Origin of the sequence: Candidatus Poriferisodalis sp. (assembly GCF_965262965.1) — a bacterium.
Lineage (GTDB): Bacteria > Actinomycetota > Acidimicrobiia > Acidimicrobiales > Poriferisodalaceae > Poriferisodalis.
On the sequence record NZ_OZ253573.1, the window covers coordinates 3,134,468 to 3,149,048 of the forward strand.

Below are 14,581 nucleotides of genomic sequence, written 5' to 3' on the forward strand. Positions count from 1 at the left end.
GGGCCCCGGCGTGAGTTGTGCTGATCGGAGCTTTAGCTGATCAGCCAGCCACAGCTCTGTGAGTGGTGCCTCTGCGAGCCAACTGACGAGGTGGTCAAGCCCGAGTGCCTTGACAGAACTTCCATCCGCGACCCACCCGGTCGGCCTCCCACGTATCCGTGTCTGACCACGCCCGCAACGACAGCGCCACGCAGCTCGTGTCCCGCTTGACCCAACCCGCGGGAGCACTGGGGCGATTCTCGAAGCCCTCACCAGCTTTTGGGCCCGGCCGTGCCTCAGTCGACAATTCCCACACGGACGAGCCTGGAGGCACCCACATCGAACCGGGTACTCCCTGAACGCGCCCGTCGAACCCGCCGAGATGAACGCCCTTGCCGCTCGGAAAATGGGCGTCGGCAGCTCCTTCAGTCATCTCGACGACCAGGCGTCGAACCAGTTCCGGCAACAGCGACTGCGCTTCGGGCCAGCTAGCCCAGTTCTCCAAGTGGGGACGCTCCACCAAACCGACAGTCATTGCCGCGCAGGATACGGAGCGAACAATGGTCTCACGAACCCGTCGGCCTGTATTCTCATCCGTTCCGCGAGTGCATCCGACACTTGTCTGTCACACGGTCTGCCTACCCTTGACACCAGAACAGCGGTGCGCTGCACGCCTTGCGCCTCCGCTCGATAGGGAGCACCGATGTCTGAGACCTTGCCGATCATGCCCGAGGAACGCAGGAACGAGCCGACGCTCGCTGAACGGGTAGCTCGCGCGCGGCGTGCCCGCGAGGAGGCGGCGGAGCGAGTGGCGCGTCGATACGCCAAAATCAAGCCAGATGAGCGCCGCTGGCGGGTGCGTGACGAACTTGATCTCGGTTCGGAGCGACTGCATGTCCGATGAGGCGCAGCCGGACGGCACGCCGTCGCAGAGCGCCTTCTTCAGGGCGACTGAAGCTGCCCGTTACGCGCGGCAATCTAGATTCGCGCTTACGAGGACTCCACGGGTCGCGCCCTCGTCGTCTTCTGGGGGCCAATCCTCTCTGCAGTGGTGACACCGTTTGCGGACGCAATCAACGACGTACGGCCTGGTCAGCCTCTTGATCTCATGTTGACCTCATTTGGCGGAGATGCCGAAGCCGCGATCCGTATGGCGACGATGTGCCACGCCGAACGCGACGACTTCCGCGTGATTGTCCCGGACACAGCTGCATCGGCCGCGACGCTCTTGGCCTTGGCCGCTGAGGCAGTCGTTATGAGTGACACGTCTGCGCTTGGACCCGTCGACCCTCAGATTCTCTTGCCTCACCGAGATCAGTACTTCCCGGCAAAGGGGATTGTCGAACTCGTAGATGATCTTGACGGTAAGACTCGTGACAACCCGCACGCGTTTGAGCTGTACGCCGCGCTATTGGCAGACGTAGATGCTGTCGCCTACCAGACTGCGAAGGACGCGATCAGACGTACCGACGAACTTGTCCCAGAAGTCCTCCGACTCCGTCACACACCACCGGATGACGACGAAATCAAGGCCTTGACGGAGAGCCTCCAGAGCTCTGCGATGCACTCGGCCACCATCGGGCACGCCAGAGCACACGAACTTGGTATCCCTACCGAATACCTATCGCAACACTCATCGACGTGGGACCTCTTGTGGCGGCTTCACGCCCACTACGCGTTCCTGCTCGGTCCTCAGCCCCGAGAGAACATGATCGAGGGCCGCCGAGTGTCGTTCCAATTCGCACGACCGGGAAAGCGCTGACCGAGGAGGTATTCCGATGACCGACACGACGCTCGCTGGCGGCGGTCCGGTACTGCCGAACGGGACGCAGGGCCAAGGCCGTTTATTGCGCTGAAATGCCGAAACAACGAGCATCTGGAGGTTTGCCCGCCCTGCCGTTGGATCGCGGCGTCCAAGTGGATGATGCAATCAGATACGCACGTGAGAACGTCGCCGACGACAAAGCCCTCGGCTACACCGTCCGGCGAGTGGCTCGTGATGGAACGATCGCCGACCTTGCAGCTTTGGTGACGGCTCTCCGCGACGATCTGCGCCGTTGAAATTCGCTCGCTGCTGTCGTCCTTCGAGCAGGCCGGTTGACATCTCTCGTGCGTCCGCTTCGAACCGCCGCCAATGCCGCGAACCGGGGCTGTTCGTCGTTCAACCAGACCCGGGGGGCGAGCAGCCGGCAAAGCGCCGGCTCGGCCACTGGACCGCGGACTGTGCGTTGACGATGCGATCAAATTCGCCCGAGAGAAGATTGCCGAAGATCAGGAGCTTGGATACACCGTCCGGCGAGTCGCACGAGACGGGACGATCGCAGACCTTGCTGCGCTAGTGACAGCCCTTCGCGACGACCTGCGCCGCTGACGTTCACTCGCCGCCGTCGTCCCCGAAGAGGGTCAACTGCTGCTCTGAGTTCGTGTCGCAACGCTGCAGCTCAGATTCCGGGACGAGGCGGCCGTCGCTTCGGATATGCATCACGGTCGGCGGGGTCTGTTCCGCCAGCAGCGCCCTGGTGACGAGCAGCCGCCGGTGGCAGTGCGCCGGGTCCTCTTCGCTGCACATCATGGTCACACGCTGCTTCTCCGCACGGTCGAGCAGACGTCGCAAGCCACCGACGAAGCGCTGTGTCTGAGCGAGCAGGTCGTAGAGCACATTGCCGGCGTCGTCGTACAGCATCGGCTCAGGGGGCCGGCCGCCCAGCTCGCGGCCCAAGAACACATAGCCGAGACCGGCCTCGGCCAGCAGTTGTCGCAGTGCCGTTTGCCTGAAGTGAGGCGAGAACCGGCTGTAAGGCTGCGAACGGACGTCGGCGACTGCCTCGATGCTGTGCTGTTGCAGCAGTTCAACGAAGCGCTCCGGCCCGTGATTGGAATGGCCGATCGTCCACAACTCGACAGCGCTGCTCACTTCGGCCACCCTCTCTGGTCGCTGCGTTAGCGTGGCACGCCGTTCGACTTGCGTTGTTGTCGGCGCTGAGGTTGCGCTGTGACTGCCGCATGCGACAATGAGCACGTGGGAACCCGATTGGTGCTTCGCCTCGCGCGGGAGCGAGCCAGCCTCGGTCAGGCGGACGCGGTCGACGTTGCGCGCCTCATTCTGGGCGCTAACGCAGTTATGAACCGAACGGCCTCGATAATCGCCGGACGCCAGCCTGGGTTGAGAGGACCGCTGCCGAAGGGGATTGCTGAGGCAGTCCGGCTGCAGCTGCACGGCATTTCAGAAGGCAGTCTGGTGCTTGAGTTCGAGCTGCCCGACTCGCTGGACGAAACGCATGCGCTGGACCTCGACGACACACCGCTTGGTGAAGCGACGGCTCTGACAGCACTCGCCGTTTTGGAGGGATCGGAGACTGGCTACAGCGATACGGCTGCGGCGTGGAATCAACTGGCCAGTGAACTGGATATTGGCGGACGCAACGAGTCGTTGACATTCATCATGCCGTCACACGCTCGACCCGATGCGGTCCTCGACCGAGACGCTCGCACCCGATTGGCCGGTACCGCACGCAGTCGTGAACGAAGCGATGCTGCGGGTGAACGAATCGGGATCCTCTACGAGGCTGATTTTGAGAGGAATTCGGCACGCTTGCGATCTGCCGATGGTGCCTCGGTCGTAGTGAGGTTTGACGATGACCAGGCCGCGTCGGTCAAGGATGCACTGCGCAAGAAGACTCGTCTCCAAGGGCATATCACCTACAACGAACGCACTTCGGAAGTGGTCGCAGTCGACCTCATCGAGATCTTGCGAGCGGACCAGCTTGAGCTCGGTCTGCCGGTGTCAGACTTCTGGACAACGAAGACCGTCCACGAGTTCGCAGAAGAGCAGGGCGTTTCCCCCGTGTCGACCATCGACGAGTTGAGGGACGACACCATCAGCGAACATGAGGCCAAAGCCTTCATGGATGCGCTCGGGTTGTGACGCGTGCCGCTCCAAGCGTCGCTTGTCGACACTGGTGTCTTCTCATGCCCGACACGGCGACGCGCTCAGGCGCTCGTCGACACGCTTCTCGATCATCGAGCTCGCAGGAATGGCGAGGGCGTCTTGGCACCGGCTTCGCGCCTCAGCTACACCTCCAACCTGAAGGTGTCTTGCGAGTGGGCATCCGCCGAACGGCCGCAGTCGCCTCCGATTCGCGCCGTTCCGGTCTGCGAACCACCCGAATTCGTAAACGATCCCGGCATCGACCTCGCGCACCTTCTCGGAACTCAACCGATCCGCGTCCTTCAACCCGATTCGAGCTGACGCGGCCACATCACCGCAGTCTCGGCTGTCGTTGTCGCGGCCTATTAGGTCATTTATATCTGACTAACCTAGTCATATGAGTTCCGGTACGGTGTCTGTTTCCGAACTGAAGGCGAACCTGTCCCGCTACCTGCGTGAGGTGCGGCGAGGCGGTGAGCTGCAGGTGACCGATCGCGGCACGCCGGTTGCGAGGCTTGTTCCCCCCGCGGAGCCCGAGGACGAGCATCTCAGCCGATTGATCAAGTTGGGTGTGCTTCGAGCGGGGCAGGGAGATGCCGCGGCCGTGCTCGACGAACCTCCCTTGCAGATCCCCACCAGCCTCACCGACGCGTTGGCCGAGGAGAGAGAGGATCGTGCGTGAGGTACTGGGATACCTCGGCGCTCGTACCGCTCTTCGTTGCCGAGCCGACAACTGACGCAGCGCGGTCGTGGCTGCGTGAAGACGGCGTCATCGCTACCTGGGCATGGACGCGAGTAGAGATCACCAGCGCCGTAGAGCGGCGTACGCGCGATGGCGATCTGTCGCGGGAGCAGCGCCGCAGCGTCATGAGTCGCCTGGACGGATTCAGCGCGACATGGCACGAAGTGGTCGAGATGCTGGCCGTGCGGTCGCGTTCGATGTCGGTGCTGGCACGGCATCCGCTTCGGGCGGCCGACGCCGCCCAGCTCGGCGCGGCATTGCATGTTCAAGAACAGCTCGGTGCCCCTTTGCAGTTCGTGAGTCTGGACCGACGTCTCGCCGAAGCAGCCGAGCGCGAAGGACTTGCCGTCGTCATCCACTGAGCAACGGCTCGCCTAACCGAGTGAACTGCTTGCTGAGCGGTGCCTATCCATCTCGAACATCGGACCCCGCGCAATTGAGCGCCACAAGTCTCGGAACGATGCTTCCGCCAGCGCAATGGGAAGTGTGCGGGTAAACGGCAGACCCAAGAGTCGCGCTGTTTGTAGCCGCTGAAGCTGGACGAATGAGTTGACGATGAGCCTTCCCCTGCTCGACGAGATTCCCGACGGTCGTGCATGCCTGCTGACGTGGAACCCGGACGATTGGGAGTTGACAGCAGAGGAGTATTACGCGCGGGTCCTGATTACGGCCACGACCGGCGGGTTCATGAATGGTTGGACGCTGGGCACGAACTTCCGGCAGATTGAGGCAGGCAGCGAGGTTTTTCTCTTTCGTCACGGCGACTTCGGGGGGATCGTCGCGCACGGATTTGCGGTCTGCGATCCGTACCCGGGTGACGAAAACGGCGTCGAGGTTGACGAGCCGTCGAATGAGTTCTGGTGGATTCAGGTCGCTTGGTCGCTCTGGAAGCCTTTGGAAGTCAGACTGAGGACCGACGAACTCGAAGCCTTGGCGCCGTCGGCGTTCGACGACCCGATCCTGGCCTCCGGGCGGCGGCTCGAGGCGGACAGCTCGAGCCATCAGCGATGTCTTCTACGACGTGTGAGGCGTTGCGAGGCCTATGTGAAGGCATCAGAGCCGACTGATAGGTACGACGCGCTGGCCTGAACGCTTGGTGCTGACGAATCGATCACCCGACGCAAACCCCACGGAGGTGATCGACCCCGCAGCGTCTCGATACCTGTCCGCTCGCTTCTGGGTCTGAACCGCCATCACGTGATTTCCAAGCCCCTACCGTGCGCTGGATCGACCACTGGGTAAGCTTGTCAAGTCGGGCGAATAGTGTCTCGCTGGTTGCGACGGGATCCGTTGTTCGTGGGTCCTCGGGAGAGTTGATGCGCACACGCAAGAGTGGTTCGGCCGATGCCAGCGCAAGCCCGGTAATCCTCATTCGCTTGAAGCCTTGGCAGATCATGCGAGAGGAAATCGAGTCCGGGACGTTTCGAGCCGGTCACGGCTATCGAGACGACATGTCGTCCAGCGATCTGGTCGACTCCACGAGAGCGTGGTGGAGGATTCGCCCCGAGCGGGTGCGGTGCGAGGGCATCCGCCACGCCGTCGCGGTGCATCAGGGCATCACGCGAGCAGTTGTGGAGATTGGCGACTGGTTCCAGCGCTCGGAAGACAGACGTTGGGCCTTCTCGGCAACGCTGGTGACCGAAGGTCCGATCTACGACGAATGGGTCGGACCGTCCGGACGCACGCTCAATTTCGCCCGTGGCGACCAGAGTCCGATCCGCTACTGGACGCCGAGCTAACCAAGATCACCACCCTGAGGTGGCTGATCACGCGCCTCCAAAGAGTCATGTTCACGCGGTGCTGAATCGAGCCCGTAGAGGATCTCGTCGACCATTCCTGGCTCGATGCTCAGACCCGCTGGCCCGAAGCCCGCGAGCGTCGCCCACGAGTCTCGGTCTCGCAGGTTCGGTCGAGGGTTCTTGTTTACGTCCACGGTGAATGACGTATACAAGCACGGCTGGAGGCCTCGTACCGCTCGCATTGTCCAGCGGTCGACTTAGCGGTTGACATGCTGGCGTCGGACCGCCTTCGACTCGGACACAGCGAGTGCCATCACTTCGTCGTCGCCGGGATTGTCTGCCGAATTCCCAGATGAGATAGATGCCGCGGCAGATGACCGCACGAAACGACTGCGGGCTTGCGCTCCCGTCAGACCGACGGCGTCACCGATCTGATCCCAGGACGCGCCGGACAATCGGGCAGCGCGCATCAGTTCCCGGCATGATTCCGTCAACGGAACGTCACATCGCTCTGCCTTGTGGAGCGCATCGAGCATCGTTGTCGGATCCCCGGTCTCGGCTCCTGTGCTCACACTGTGCAGCGTAAGCGCACCCTCCCCATCCACCATCGGAATATCGGTTGCCGCGCTGCCGGATGACTTTGCGATCATCAAGGGTCCCGGCCTCCGTCGGCCTGATTCGGTCGCCCAGCCAGCAAGACGGCAGCTTGGGCAGAAGGGAACTAGACTAAGGTGACTGAACTAGGTTTGAATACGGAGTTGGACGTGCGAGTTGTCAACATGCATGAGGCCAAGACGCATCTCTCGCGGCTGGTTCAGGCAGCGAGTGAGGGTGAGCCGTTCGTGATCGCTCGCGCAGGCAAACCGCTCGTCAAGGTGATGTCGATCACTGCACCCAACCCGACTGCGGCGCGCCGCACCGGATTCCTATCGGGCATCGCCGTTCCAGAGGACTTCGACCGCATGGGCAATCAAGAAATCTCCGACTTGTTCGAAGGTCCCGAGTGAGCCTTCTCCTGGACACCCACGTGCTGCTCTGGGCGGCCGGAGAACCCGAACGCCTCTCGCAGAGCACGCTGGAGATGCTCGAGGATCCCGCTGTTGCAGTGACGTTCAGCGCCGCGTCGATCTGGGAAGTCGCAATCAAGAACGGTCTCGGCCGCGCAGATTTCAGCGTCGATCCCCGTGTACTTCGGCGAGGCTTGCTTGAACACGGGTACGTCGAACTCCCCGTCACCGGAGCGCACGCCGCCGCGGTCGACGTGTTGCCTGACATTCACCGCGACCCGTTCGATCGACTCCTGATCGCGCAGGCCCACGCCGAAGGGCTGACGCTGCTTACTGCCGACAGCGTCATCGGTCGTTACCCCGGCCCTATCCAGGTCATCTGATCGTCTGCCTCACGACCTGTCGCACGGTTCGACTTGCAGCGTGACGCCTTCGGCGTCGGCGACTTGGTGCCAGAAGAGGTCGACGTTGGCCTCGGCGAAATGAACGGACCCACCAACACCGCCAACCCACGGACAACGTCCCCGGTTGTCACAACTAGCGCAGGGCGCGACTTCCAGTGCCCGGCGATGCAACAATCGCGGCCTTACCGGTGCCCCAACAAGATCACGGAGGGACTGCCATGAACGAGGCGGCCGAGCGAGTGCCGTCGGGCCATTGCCTGTGCGGCGGCGTGAGCTACGAGGTGCACGGACCGATCCGTCAGGTGTGGAACTGCCACTGCTGGCGCTGTCGCCGCTGGACGGGCCATTACATGGCCGCGACGGGATGCAAGCGCGCTGACCTCCAGCTTGTGTCGGACGCCACCCTGGCCTGGCACCACCCTGCCGACGACCCCAACGTGGCCTACGGCTTCTGCCGGGAATGCGGCGGATCGCTCTTTTGGAAGGTGGAAGAGGGCCAGCCCGACCAAGTCGACACCATCGCTATCTGCGCGGGCGCTCTTGACCTTCCCACGGGCCTGCACACCGAGCGGGCCATTTTCGTCGACGATGCCGCCGACTATTACCACCTCGACCCAGCGGTCCCCACCCGGAGCAGCGAGTCAGCCGATCACGGCTAGTGAGCCCCGATGTCGCTAGCTGTAGTGGCGGGTGTCGGGGGTGCGGTTGGCGACGCTGGCGATGGCGGTGGGGGTGGGGATGCCCTCGTTGAGGTCGGCTGAGGGGGTGGGCAGCTCGAAGCGAGTCGTGAGCGGAACCACGCCTGCCCACCAGTTGCCGGCCATGTCGTCGGCGTCGTCGACGGGGTCTCCGGCTCGCACCTTTGCCGATGCCTCGGTCAGCGGCAGTTCCAGTACAAGCGTCGCCCGCAGGTCCGCATCGCTTGGCGGCCGGGAGGTGTCCCAGATGGCGACGATGTGGTCGGTCACGAGCTTCAGGGCACGTTCCTTGGCTGCGGCGTCGTCAATGCGGCGTGCGAGTCCTCGCACCACCACGCAGCGGTAGTTCATCGAGTTGTGGAACGGCGTGCGAGCCATCACCAAGCCGTCGAGGTGCGTCACCGTCACACAGATCTCGGCACCCCCGCCCGAATTCAGCAAGTGGTTCGCGAGCGCTCCGTGCAGGTACAGGTTCTCGTCGTCGCGGCCGTAGGCCATCGGCAGCACTAACGGCCCGTCAGGCGTGTTGACGCCGACGTGGGCAATCAGCCCGGCATCGAGAATCTCCACTACGTCGTCATGGCCGTAGCGGCCGCGCTCTGCCATACGCCGCAACTTGGTTCGTGCCGAGGGAGCCTGCGCGCCATTGACGGCTGATTCGGTCGAAACCCCAGTCGATTCGCTCACGGTCGAACGGTACGCCGCGCGCCAACGCCCGTCACGTTGGTTTGCCCAAGTTTCGGCTCACCGCGGGCCGCTGTGACGCTCATGTCATGCCTCCCAGTGCGGCACCCAGTCACCGTCGAGCCGCAACGACAGGTCGGCATCGTCCTCGATACGGCGAGCCACGCTCAGCTCGGGCGCGTCGAGGCCATAGCGCTCCGCGGCGCGCTCGAACGCGTCGCGGGCCGCGGTGGTCATCGGCAGGTCTGCGCCGACCGATTCCGCCAGCTCCGCCAGCAAGCCCAGATCCTTGACGCACAAGGCGAGCGAAAACGACGGGTCGTAGTGCCCGGCGAAGATGCTCGGCGCATCGTGGCGGGCCACGAAGCTGTCAGCGACGCTGTGCTTGATCGCCTCCCAGAGTTCGCCGAGCTGCACGCCGTTCGCGACGCCGACAGCGAGTGCCTCGCCCAGCGCGGCTGCACCCACGAACCACAGCTGGTTCGTGACCAGCTTCACCACGCAGCCCGTGCCCAGAGCGCCGCATTCGATGACGCTGCCCAGATGCTCCAGCACGGGACGCACATGCTTGATGGTCGACCGATCACCGCCTGCGAACAGCGCCAGCGAACCGTTGCGGGCACCGTCAACCGCGCCGGTGACCGGCGAGTCCACGGCATGGACGCCGTCGGGCGCCTCGCTGGCCAAGCGCCGGATCAAATCAGGACGGCTCGTGGTCAAGTCCACCCAGACTGAGCCAGACGCCAGAGCGGCCAACGCGCCGTCACCGTCATCGTCGCCGGGTGCCATCACCGCCTCGACGTCGGCGGGCGCGGGGAGCGATGTGAACAGCACATCGGCCCCAGTCGCAGCGTCAACGGCCGAGATTGCGGCGTCGGCGCCGGCCGCCACGGCGGCGTCCAGCGCATCGGCACTGAGGTCGAACGCACGGACCGAATGGCCGGCTGCCGCCAGGCGTGCGCACATCGGCCCGCCCATCGTGCCCAGGCCGATGAACCCGATCGCTGTCACCGGTCGTGATTATTCCACAACGAAAGAACGAGTCCGAACACAAGTGTATGGAAGCGGCACGCGTAGGATTCCCGGCGCTGGTCATCGAGGGGGCACGTCATGAAATTCGGAATCTTCTACGAGCTGCAGTTGCCGAGGCCGTGGAACGACGACTCCGAGTACGTGCTGTTCCAGCAGGCGCTTGACCAGATCGAGCTCGCCGACAAGCTCGGCTACGACTACGCTTGGGAGGTCGAGCACCACTTCCTCGAGGAATACAGCCACAGCTCGGCCCCTGAGGTGTTCCTGGCCGCCGCCAGCCAGCGCACCAAGAACATCCGCCTCGGCCATGGCATCGTGCAGCTGCCGACTAACCACCCTGCCCGGGTTGCCGAGCGGGTCTCCACCCTCGATCTCGTCAGCGGCGGCCGGGTCGAGCTAGGCATTGGCGAAGGCTCATCAGTCACCGAACTGCACCCGTTCGACCGGCGATTCCGCGACAAGCGCGAGGTCTGGGAAGACGCTGTGCGCTGCCTCATGCCGATGTTCCAGAAGGTGAACCACAGCTACGACGGCGAAGTCTTCAAATTCCCCGCCCGCAACGTCGTGCCCAAGCCGTACCAGAAGCCCCACCCGCCGCTGTGGGTGGCATGCAGCCAGCTCGACACCATCGTCATGGCCGCACAGCGCGGCATGGGGGCGCTCGGTTTCTCGTTCGTGTCTGCCGACGCCGCACGGGCCTGGGTGAACGCCTACTACAACAACTACCTCAACCACCTCGACTTGCTCTGCGACTACCAGACCAACCCGGGCGTGGCCGTCGTGAGCCCGTTCATGTGTGCACCGACCGACGAGGAGGCACAGGCCAAGGCCGAAGGCTGGACCTTCTTCCAGTTCTCGCTCGTGTTCTACAACTCCCACGGCCCAGTGGAGCCCGGCTCGGTCAATCTGTGGGACGAGTACCAGGAGTGGAAGAAGTCCCCCAAGGGGCAAAAGGCCAGCAACAACGTCGGCCTCGTGGGCTCACCCGACACGATCCGTCAGAAGCTGAAGATGTATGAGGAGGCTCACGTCGACCAGCTCATCCTGCTGAACCAAGCCGGCAAGAACACTCACACCGACATCTGCTCGAGCCTCGAGCTGTTCGCCGACGAGGTGATGGGCGAATTCCACGAACGCGACGCCGAGCACCAAGACTGGAAGTCAGCCGTGCTGGCCGGCGAGGTACTCCTGGACGACATCGACACCGACATCTACCAGCTGATCACCAACCAGACGCCGGTGGAGAAGCGCGAACAGATCGAGCGAAAGCAGCGCGAGGCCCGCGCCCGCCAAGCAGTCGGCTTGAGCTAGCGCCGTACCTGATTGAACGACTGGCTAGCGGGTCTGCAGCCAGTCTGCGATCGCCTGGCCGATCTCGTCGGGGCTGTCTTCTTGGCAGAAGTGATTGCCCACCACGGACACCTCGGTCTGGTTCGGCCAGGTGCGGCAGTACTCCAGCTGCGGGCCGTTCAGGATCGCGCCGGGGTCGGCATTGATCAGCAGCTTCGGCACGTCGGAGCTTGAGAGCCACTCGCCGTAGTCGGTCACGATCTGGGTCACATCGGCCGGCTCGCCCTCGATCGGGATCTGCCGCGGCCACGTCAGCGTGGGGCGCCGATGCTCGGGCTCAACGAACGGGCGGCGGTACTCGTTCATCTCCTCGGGGGTCAGCTTGCGCTGGATCGAGCCGGGCAGCACGGCCTCCACGAACAGGTTCTTGGTGATGACCATCTCCTCGCCGGCGGGGGAGCGGAAGCCCTGGAAGATGCCCGCAGCGGCCTCGGGCCATTCGTCCCAGGTCATGGGGCACACGATGGCCTCCATGTAGACGAGGCCAGCCACGCGGTCGCGGTGGCGGTTCGCCCAGTCGAAGCCCAGCGCCGAGCCCCAGTCGTGCATGACGAACGTGATGTTGTCGCCCAGGTCGAGCCCCTCGAGCAGCCCGTCGAGGTACTCGCGGTGTTCGACGAAGCGGTACGAGTCGGGGCCGGTGTCGTCCAGCTTGTCCGAGTCGCCCTGGCCGATCAGGTCCGGGACGACGACGCGGGCGAGCGGGCTCACATGGGGAACGATGTTGCGCCACAGGTACGACGACGTCGGGTTTCCATGCAGGAACACCACCGCGTCGCCTGATCCGGAATCGTGGTACGCCATCCGCTTGCCATTGACGGTGGCGTAGGACTTGGACAGCGGTTCCGCAGAGAGGGTTGCCATGGGTGCTCCTTCGTTCGGCCGGATCGGGCCACATCATGCCCGACCCGCTAGAACGACGCACCCGTCCCTAGGCAGAGCGCCGCTGTGTCTCATGGTTCCGACGCCTAACGGCGCAGCTGTGTCTGATGGTTCCGGCGCCTAACGGCGCCGGAACAACAGCTGGAACTCCATGATGCCGTGGTCTTCGGCGGAGAGGACGACTGGCACCTGCGGCACGGTCACGTTGAAATCGGCGAGCGTGACTTCGACAGAACCCACCACGGCGATGACGCTGCCCACCAGCTGCGCTTGGATGTCGATGACGACGGGTCGGGTAATGCCGTTCACGGTCAGATCGCCGGGCGCCGACAGCATGATTGCTGTCCCTTCGACCGCAGCGCCTTCGATGTGAAGCTCCTCAGTGAGCGAGAACGTGGCGGTTGGATGCTGGGAAGTGCCCAGAGCTCGTTGGACCGCTCCGTCCCGACGCCTGTCGTCGGTCTGGAGCTTGGTGAGGTCGACCTCGATCTCCACTGACGTCACGTGCTCTGAGACGATCTCCATCGTGCCGCTGACGTGGCCGGTGCGCCCCACCGCAGTGAACGCGCCGATGCTCGCCAGCTCCTCGTCGACTCGGAAACCGGCGAACGAGCCGGTGGCCTCTTCCAATGGGACAGAACCCGTCTCGGCTTCGACAGCCCAGCCGCCGTTGATGTCATCGATCGTGGCAACGTCGTCCGAAGGAGAGGCTGCATCGGTGTCGCTGTCTTCGGGGACGACTACTACATATTCCTGGTCTCTGTCATGATCGCCGGTCCCGCCCTCGGGTGCTTCGTCACTGCTCTGATCACCTGCGGCAGCCACCGTGGTCGTCGAACCCGGCGTGGCGTCTTCTTGTACAAGCTCGGCGTCGGCGACAGCCTCCTCCAAGCTGACTTCGGAAGGCGAGGAGCCGAGCACTCGCCAGACGCCGACCGCTGCTGCGGCAGCGACGATCACCAGCAGCACAACCACGGTCACGAGAGTTCTGCGCCGGGCGGTCATGGCGGCTCACGGTAGCTTGGAGCCGCTCATGAAACTGCGCGACCTGAGAACCGGACTGACCTTTGACGACGTGCTGATCGTGCCGCAGCGCTCGTCGATTCGCAGCCGCAGCGACGTCTCGGTGCGCACTCGCCTGTCCCGCAACATCGAACTCGACCTGCCGGTCATCGCTGCGAACATGGACACCGTCTGCGAGCACGAGATGGCGATCGCGATGGCTCGTCTCGGCGGTGCGGGCATCGTGCACCGCTTCATGCCGATCCGTGCGCAGGCTGCGCAGATCGCTGCGGTGAAGGAGGCCGACGACGGGACGCTCGTTGTCGGCGCGGCCGTCGGCACCGACCACGACATGCTCGACCGGGCCAAGGCACTCGTCGCGGCATCGGCGGACGTGCTGGTGCTCGACATCGCGCACGGTCACGCCGACCACGCCATCGACGGTGTTCGACGCCTCAAGGACCACTTCGGCGACACCGACGTCATCGCCGGCAACGTCGCCACTGCCTACGGCGCCATCGACATGGCCGAAGCCGGCGCCGATGCGATCAAGGTCGGCGTCGGCCCCGGCGGGGTATGCACCACTCGTCTCGTGGCCGGGGTCGGGGTGCCGCAGCTCAGCGCTACTGACAGCGTCGTGGTGGGCCTGGCCGAGGCCGGACTCGCCCTGCCCGTCATCGCAGACGGCGGCATCCGCACGGCGGGCGACATCGCCAAGGCGCTCGCCGTGGGTGCCGCCACCGTCATGATCGGCAGCATGCTGGCAGGCACCAAGGAGAGCCCGGGTGAGGTCGAGCAGGGCCCGCATGGTCTGCGCAAGCGCATCCGGGGCATGGCCAGCTTCGAAGCGATCGAGGCGCGAGCCGAACGGCACGGCGAAGAAATCGACGACGAATACTTCGAGCAGCGCGCCCCCGAGGGCGTCGAGGGCACAGTCCCGTACCGGGGCGAGGCCGGCAAGCTGATCGGCGAGCTGATGGCGGGGCTGCGCAGCGCCATGAGCTACACCAACGCCCGCAATCTGGCGGAGTTCTTCGAACGCACCGAGTTCGTGGCCGTCACACCGCTCGGCCTTGCCGAGAACACGCCTCACGCCACACTGTCAATGTGAGCGGCGCGGCGCCGCGTGCCCGA

At 64.3% G+C, this 14,581-nt stretch carries 20 protein-coding genes; 13 read left to right on the forward strand and 7 right to left on the reverse strand.

The genetic code is table 11. The features are described 5' to 3' along the window. Positions 1-94 precede the first annotated feature (94 nt). Positions 95-514: a hypothetical protein gene (locus ACQY5K_RS15075; RefSeq protein WP_428116818.1), complete on the reverse strand. Its 420-nt coding sequence runs from the start codon at positions 512-514 to the stop codon at positions 95-97. Between the two features lie 168 nt (positions 515-682). Here ACQY5K_RS15075 and ACQY5K_RS15080 point away from each other — a divergent pair, with 168 nt between their 5' ends. From ACQY5K_RS15080 to ACQY5K_RS15090, 3 genes are all read left to right on the forward strand, one after another. Further along, complete coding sequence (locus tag ACQY5K_RS15080) at positions 683-883, forward strand: hypothetical protein (RefSeq protein WP_428116821.1); 201 nt, start codon at positions 683-685, stop codon at positions 881-883. Between the two features lie 147 nt (positions 884-1,030). Continuing rightward, positions 1,031-1,741: an SDH family Clp fold serine proteinase gene (locus ACQY5K_RS15085; protein WP_428122725.1), complete on the forward strand. Its 711-nt coding sequence runs from the start codon at positions 1,031-1,033 to the stop codon at positions 1,739-1,741. Positions 1,742-1,863: 122 nt separating this feature from the next. After that, positions 1,864-2,040, forward strand: a complete 177-nt coding sequence (locus ACQY5K_RS15090) for a hypothetical protein (protein ID WP_428116823.1) — start codon at positions 1,864-1,866, stop codon at positions 2,038-2,040. A gap of 313 nt (positions 2,041-2,353) precedes the next feature. On the opposite strand, the gene ACQY5K_RS15095 is transcribed toward ACQY5K_RS15090, so the two are convergent. Then, positions 2,354-2,893 (reverse strand): DUF488 family protein, encoded by a 540-nt coding sequence (locus ACQY5K_RS15095; protein ID WP_428116826.1) that lies wholly within the window; start codon positions 2,891-2,893, stop codon positions 2,354-2,356. Positions 2,894-2,998: 105 nt separating this feature from the next. Here ACQY5K_RS15095 and ACQY5K_RS15100 point away from each other — a divergent pair, with 105 nt between their 5' ends. The 5 genes from ACQY5K_RS15100 to ACQY5K_RS15120 all read left to right on the forward strand — a co-directional run bounded on the left by ACQY5K_RS15100 (position 2,999) and on the right by ACQY5K_RS15120 (position 6,388). Further along, a complete protein-coding gene (locus tag ACQY5K_RS15100; protein WP_428116828.1) occupies positions 2,999-3,904 on the forward strand; it encodes a hypothetical protein in 906 nt (301 codons plus the stop codon). 400 nt (positions 3,905-4,304) lie between these two features. Then, positions 4,305-4,589 (forward strand): type II toxin-antitoxin system Phd/YefM family antitoxin, encoded by a 285-nt coding sequence (locus ACQY5K_RS15105; RefSeq protein ID WP_419921104.1) that lies wholly within the window; start codon positions 4,305-4,307, stop codon positions 4,587-4,589. Next, positions 4,586-5,011 (forward strand): type II toxin-antitoxin system VapC family toxin, encoded by a 426-nt coding sequence (locus ACQY5K_RS15110; RefSeq protein WP_428116831.1) that lies wholly within the window; start codon positions 4,586-4,588, stop codon positions 5,009-5,011. The genes ACQY5K_RS15105 and ACQY5K_RS15110 overlap by 4 nt, the downstream gene beginning before the upstream one ends. 193 nt (positions 5,012-5,204) lie before the next feature. Then, a complete protein-coding gene (locus tag ACQY5K_RS15115) occupies positions 5,205-5,738 on the forward strand; it encodes a hypothetical protein (protein ID WP_428116834.1) in 534 nt (177 codons plus the stop codon). A 227-nt stretch (positions 5,739-5,965) separates the two neighbouring features. Then, positions 5,966-6,388, forward strand: a complete 423-nt coding sequence (locus tag ACQY5K_RS15120) for a hypothetical protein (RefSeq protein ID WP_428116836.1) — start codon at positions 5,966-5,968, stop codon at positions 6,386-6,388. Between the two features lie 257 nt (positions 6,389-6,645). On the opposite strand, the gene ACQY5K_RS15125 is transcribed toward ACQY5K_RS15120, so the two are convergent. Then, the gene (locus ACQY5K_RS15125; RefSeq protein WP_428116839.1) at positions 6,646-6,960 is read right to left on the reverse strand and encodes a hypothetical protein; all 315 of its coding nucleotides are present in this window, start codon (positions 6,958-6,960) and stop codon (positions 6,646-6,648) included. Positions 6,961-7,152: 192 nt separating this feature from the next. On the opposite strand from ACQY5K_RS15125, the gene ACQY5K_RS15130 reads away from it, so the two are divergent. The 3 genes from ACQY5K_RS15130 (at position 7,153) to ACQY5K_RS15140 (ending at position 8,458) form a co-directional block, all read left to right on the forward strand. Further along, positions 7,153-7,395 (forward strand): type II toxin-antitoxin system Phd/YefM family antitoxin, encoded by a 243-nt coding sequence (locus ACQY5K_RS15130; protein ID WP_428122727.1) that lies wholly within the window; start codon positions 7,153-7,155, stop codon positions 7,393-7,395. Continuing rightward, on the forward strand, positions 7,392-7,778 hold the full coding sequence (locus ACQY5K_RS15135) for a type II toxin-antitoxin system VapC family toxin (RefSeq protein WP_428116841.1): 387 nt from the start codon (positions 7,392-7,394) through the stop codon (positions 7,776-7,778). Before ACQY5K_RS15130 ends, ACQY5K_RS15135 begins: the two co-directional genes overlap by 4 nt. Before the next feature lie 239 nt (positions 7,779-8,017). Continuing rightward, a complete protein-coding gene (locus tag ACQY5K_RS15140; RefSeq protein ID WP_428116844.1) occupies positions 8,018-8,458 on the forward strand; it encodes a GFA family protein in 441 nt (146 codons plus the stop codon). Between the two features lie 15 nt (positions 8,459-8,473). Here ACQY5K_RS15140 and ACQY5K_RS15145 read toward each other — a convergent pair whose 3' ends face one another. Both ACQY5K_RS15145 and ACQY5K_RS15150 read right to left on the reverse strand, forming a co-directional pair. Next, a complete protein-coding gene (locus tag ACQY5K_RS15145) occupies positions 8,474-9,184 on the reverse strand; it encodes a pyridoxamine 5'-phosphate oxidase family protein (RefSeq protein ID WP_428116847.1) in 711 nt (236 codons plus the stop codon). 84 nt (positions 9,185-9,268) lie between these two features. Next, the gene (locus ACQY5K_RS15150; RefSeq protein WP_428116850.1) at positions 9,269-10,192 is read right to left on the reverse strand and encodes an NAD(P)-dependent oxidoreductase; all 924 of its coding nucleotides are present in this window, start codon (positions 10,190-10,192) and stop codon (positions 9,269-9,271) included. 99 nt (positions 10,193-10,291) lie between these two features. Between ACQY5K_RS15150 and ACQY5K_RS15155 the strand changes: the two genes are divergently transcribed. Beyond that, entirely contained in the window at positions 10,292-11,524 is a 1,233-nt protein-coding gene (locus ACQY5K_RS15155) for an LLM class flavin-dependent oxidoreductase (RefSeq protein WP_428116852.1), read from the forward strand. A gap of 24 nt (positions 11,525-11,548) precedes the next feature. Here the strand turns inward: ACQY5K_RS15155 and ACQY5K_RS15160 are convergent, their stop codons facing one another. Then, positions 11,549-12,427, reverse strand: coding sequence for a haloalkane dehalogenase (locus ACQY5K_RS15160; RefSeq protein ID WP_428116855.1), 879 nt, complete (start codon positions 12,425-12,427; stop codon positions 11,549-11,551). A 138-nt stretch (positions 12,428-12,565) separates the two neighbouring features. Further along, positions 12,566-13,450 carry a YceI family protein gene (locus ACQY5K_RS15165; protein WP_428116857.1) on the reverse strand — a complete coding sequence of 295 codons (885 nt, stop codon included), beginning with the start codon at positions 13,448-13,450 and terminating at the stop codon, positions 12,566-12,568. Positions 13,451-13,478: 28 nt separating this feature from the next. Here ACQY5K_RS15165 and guaB point away from each other — a divergent pair, with 28 nt between their 5' ends. Continuing rightward, complete coding sequence (gene guaB, locus ACQY5K_RS15170; protein ID WP_428116860.1) at positions 13,479-14,558, forward strand: IMP dehydrogenase; 1,080 nt, start codon at positions 13,479-13,481, stop codon at positions 14,556-14,558. The last annotated feature ends 23 nt before the right edge of the window (positions 14,559-14,581 follow it).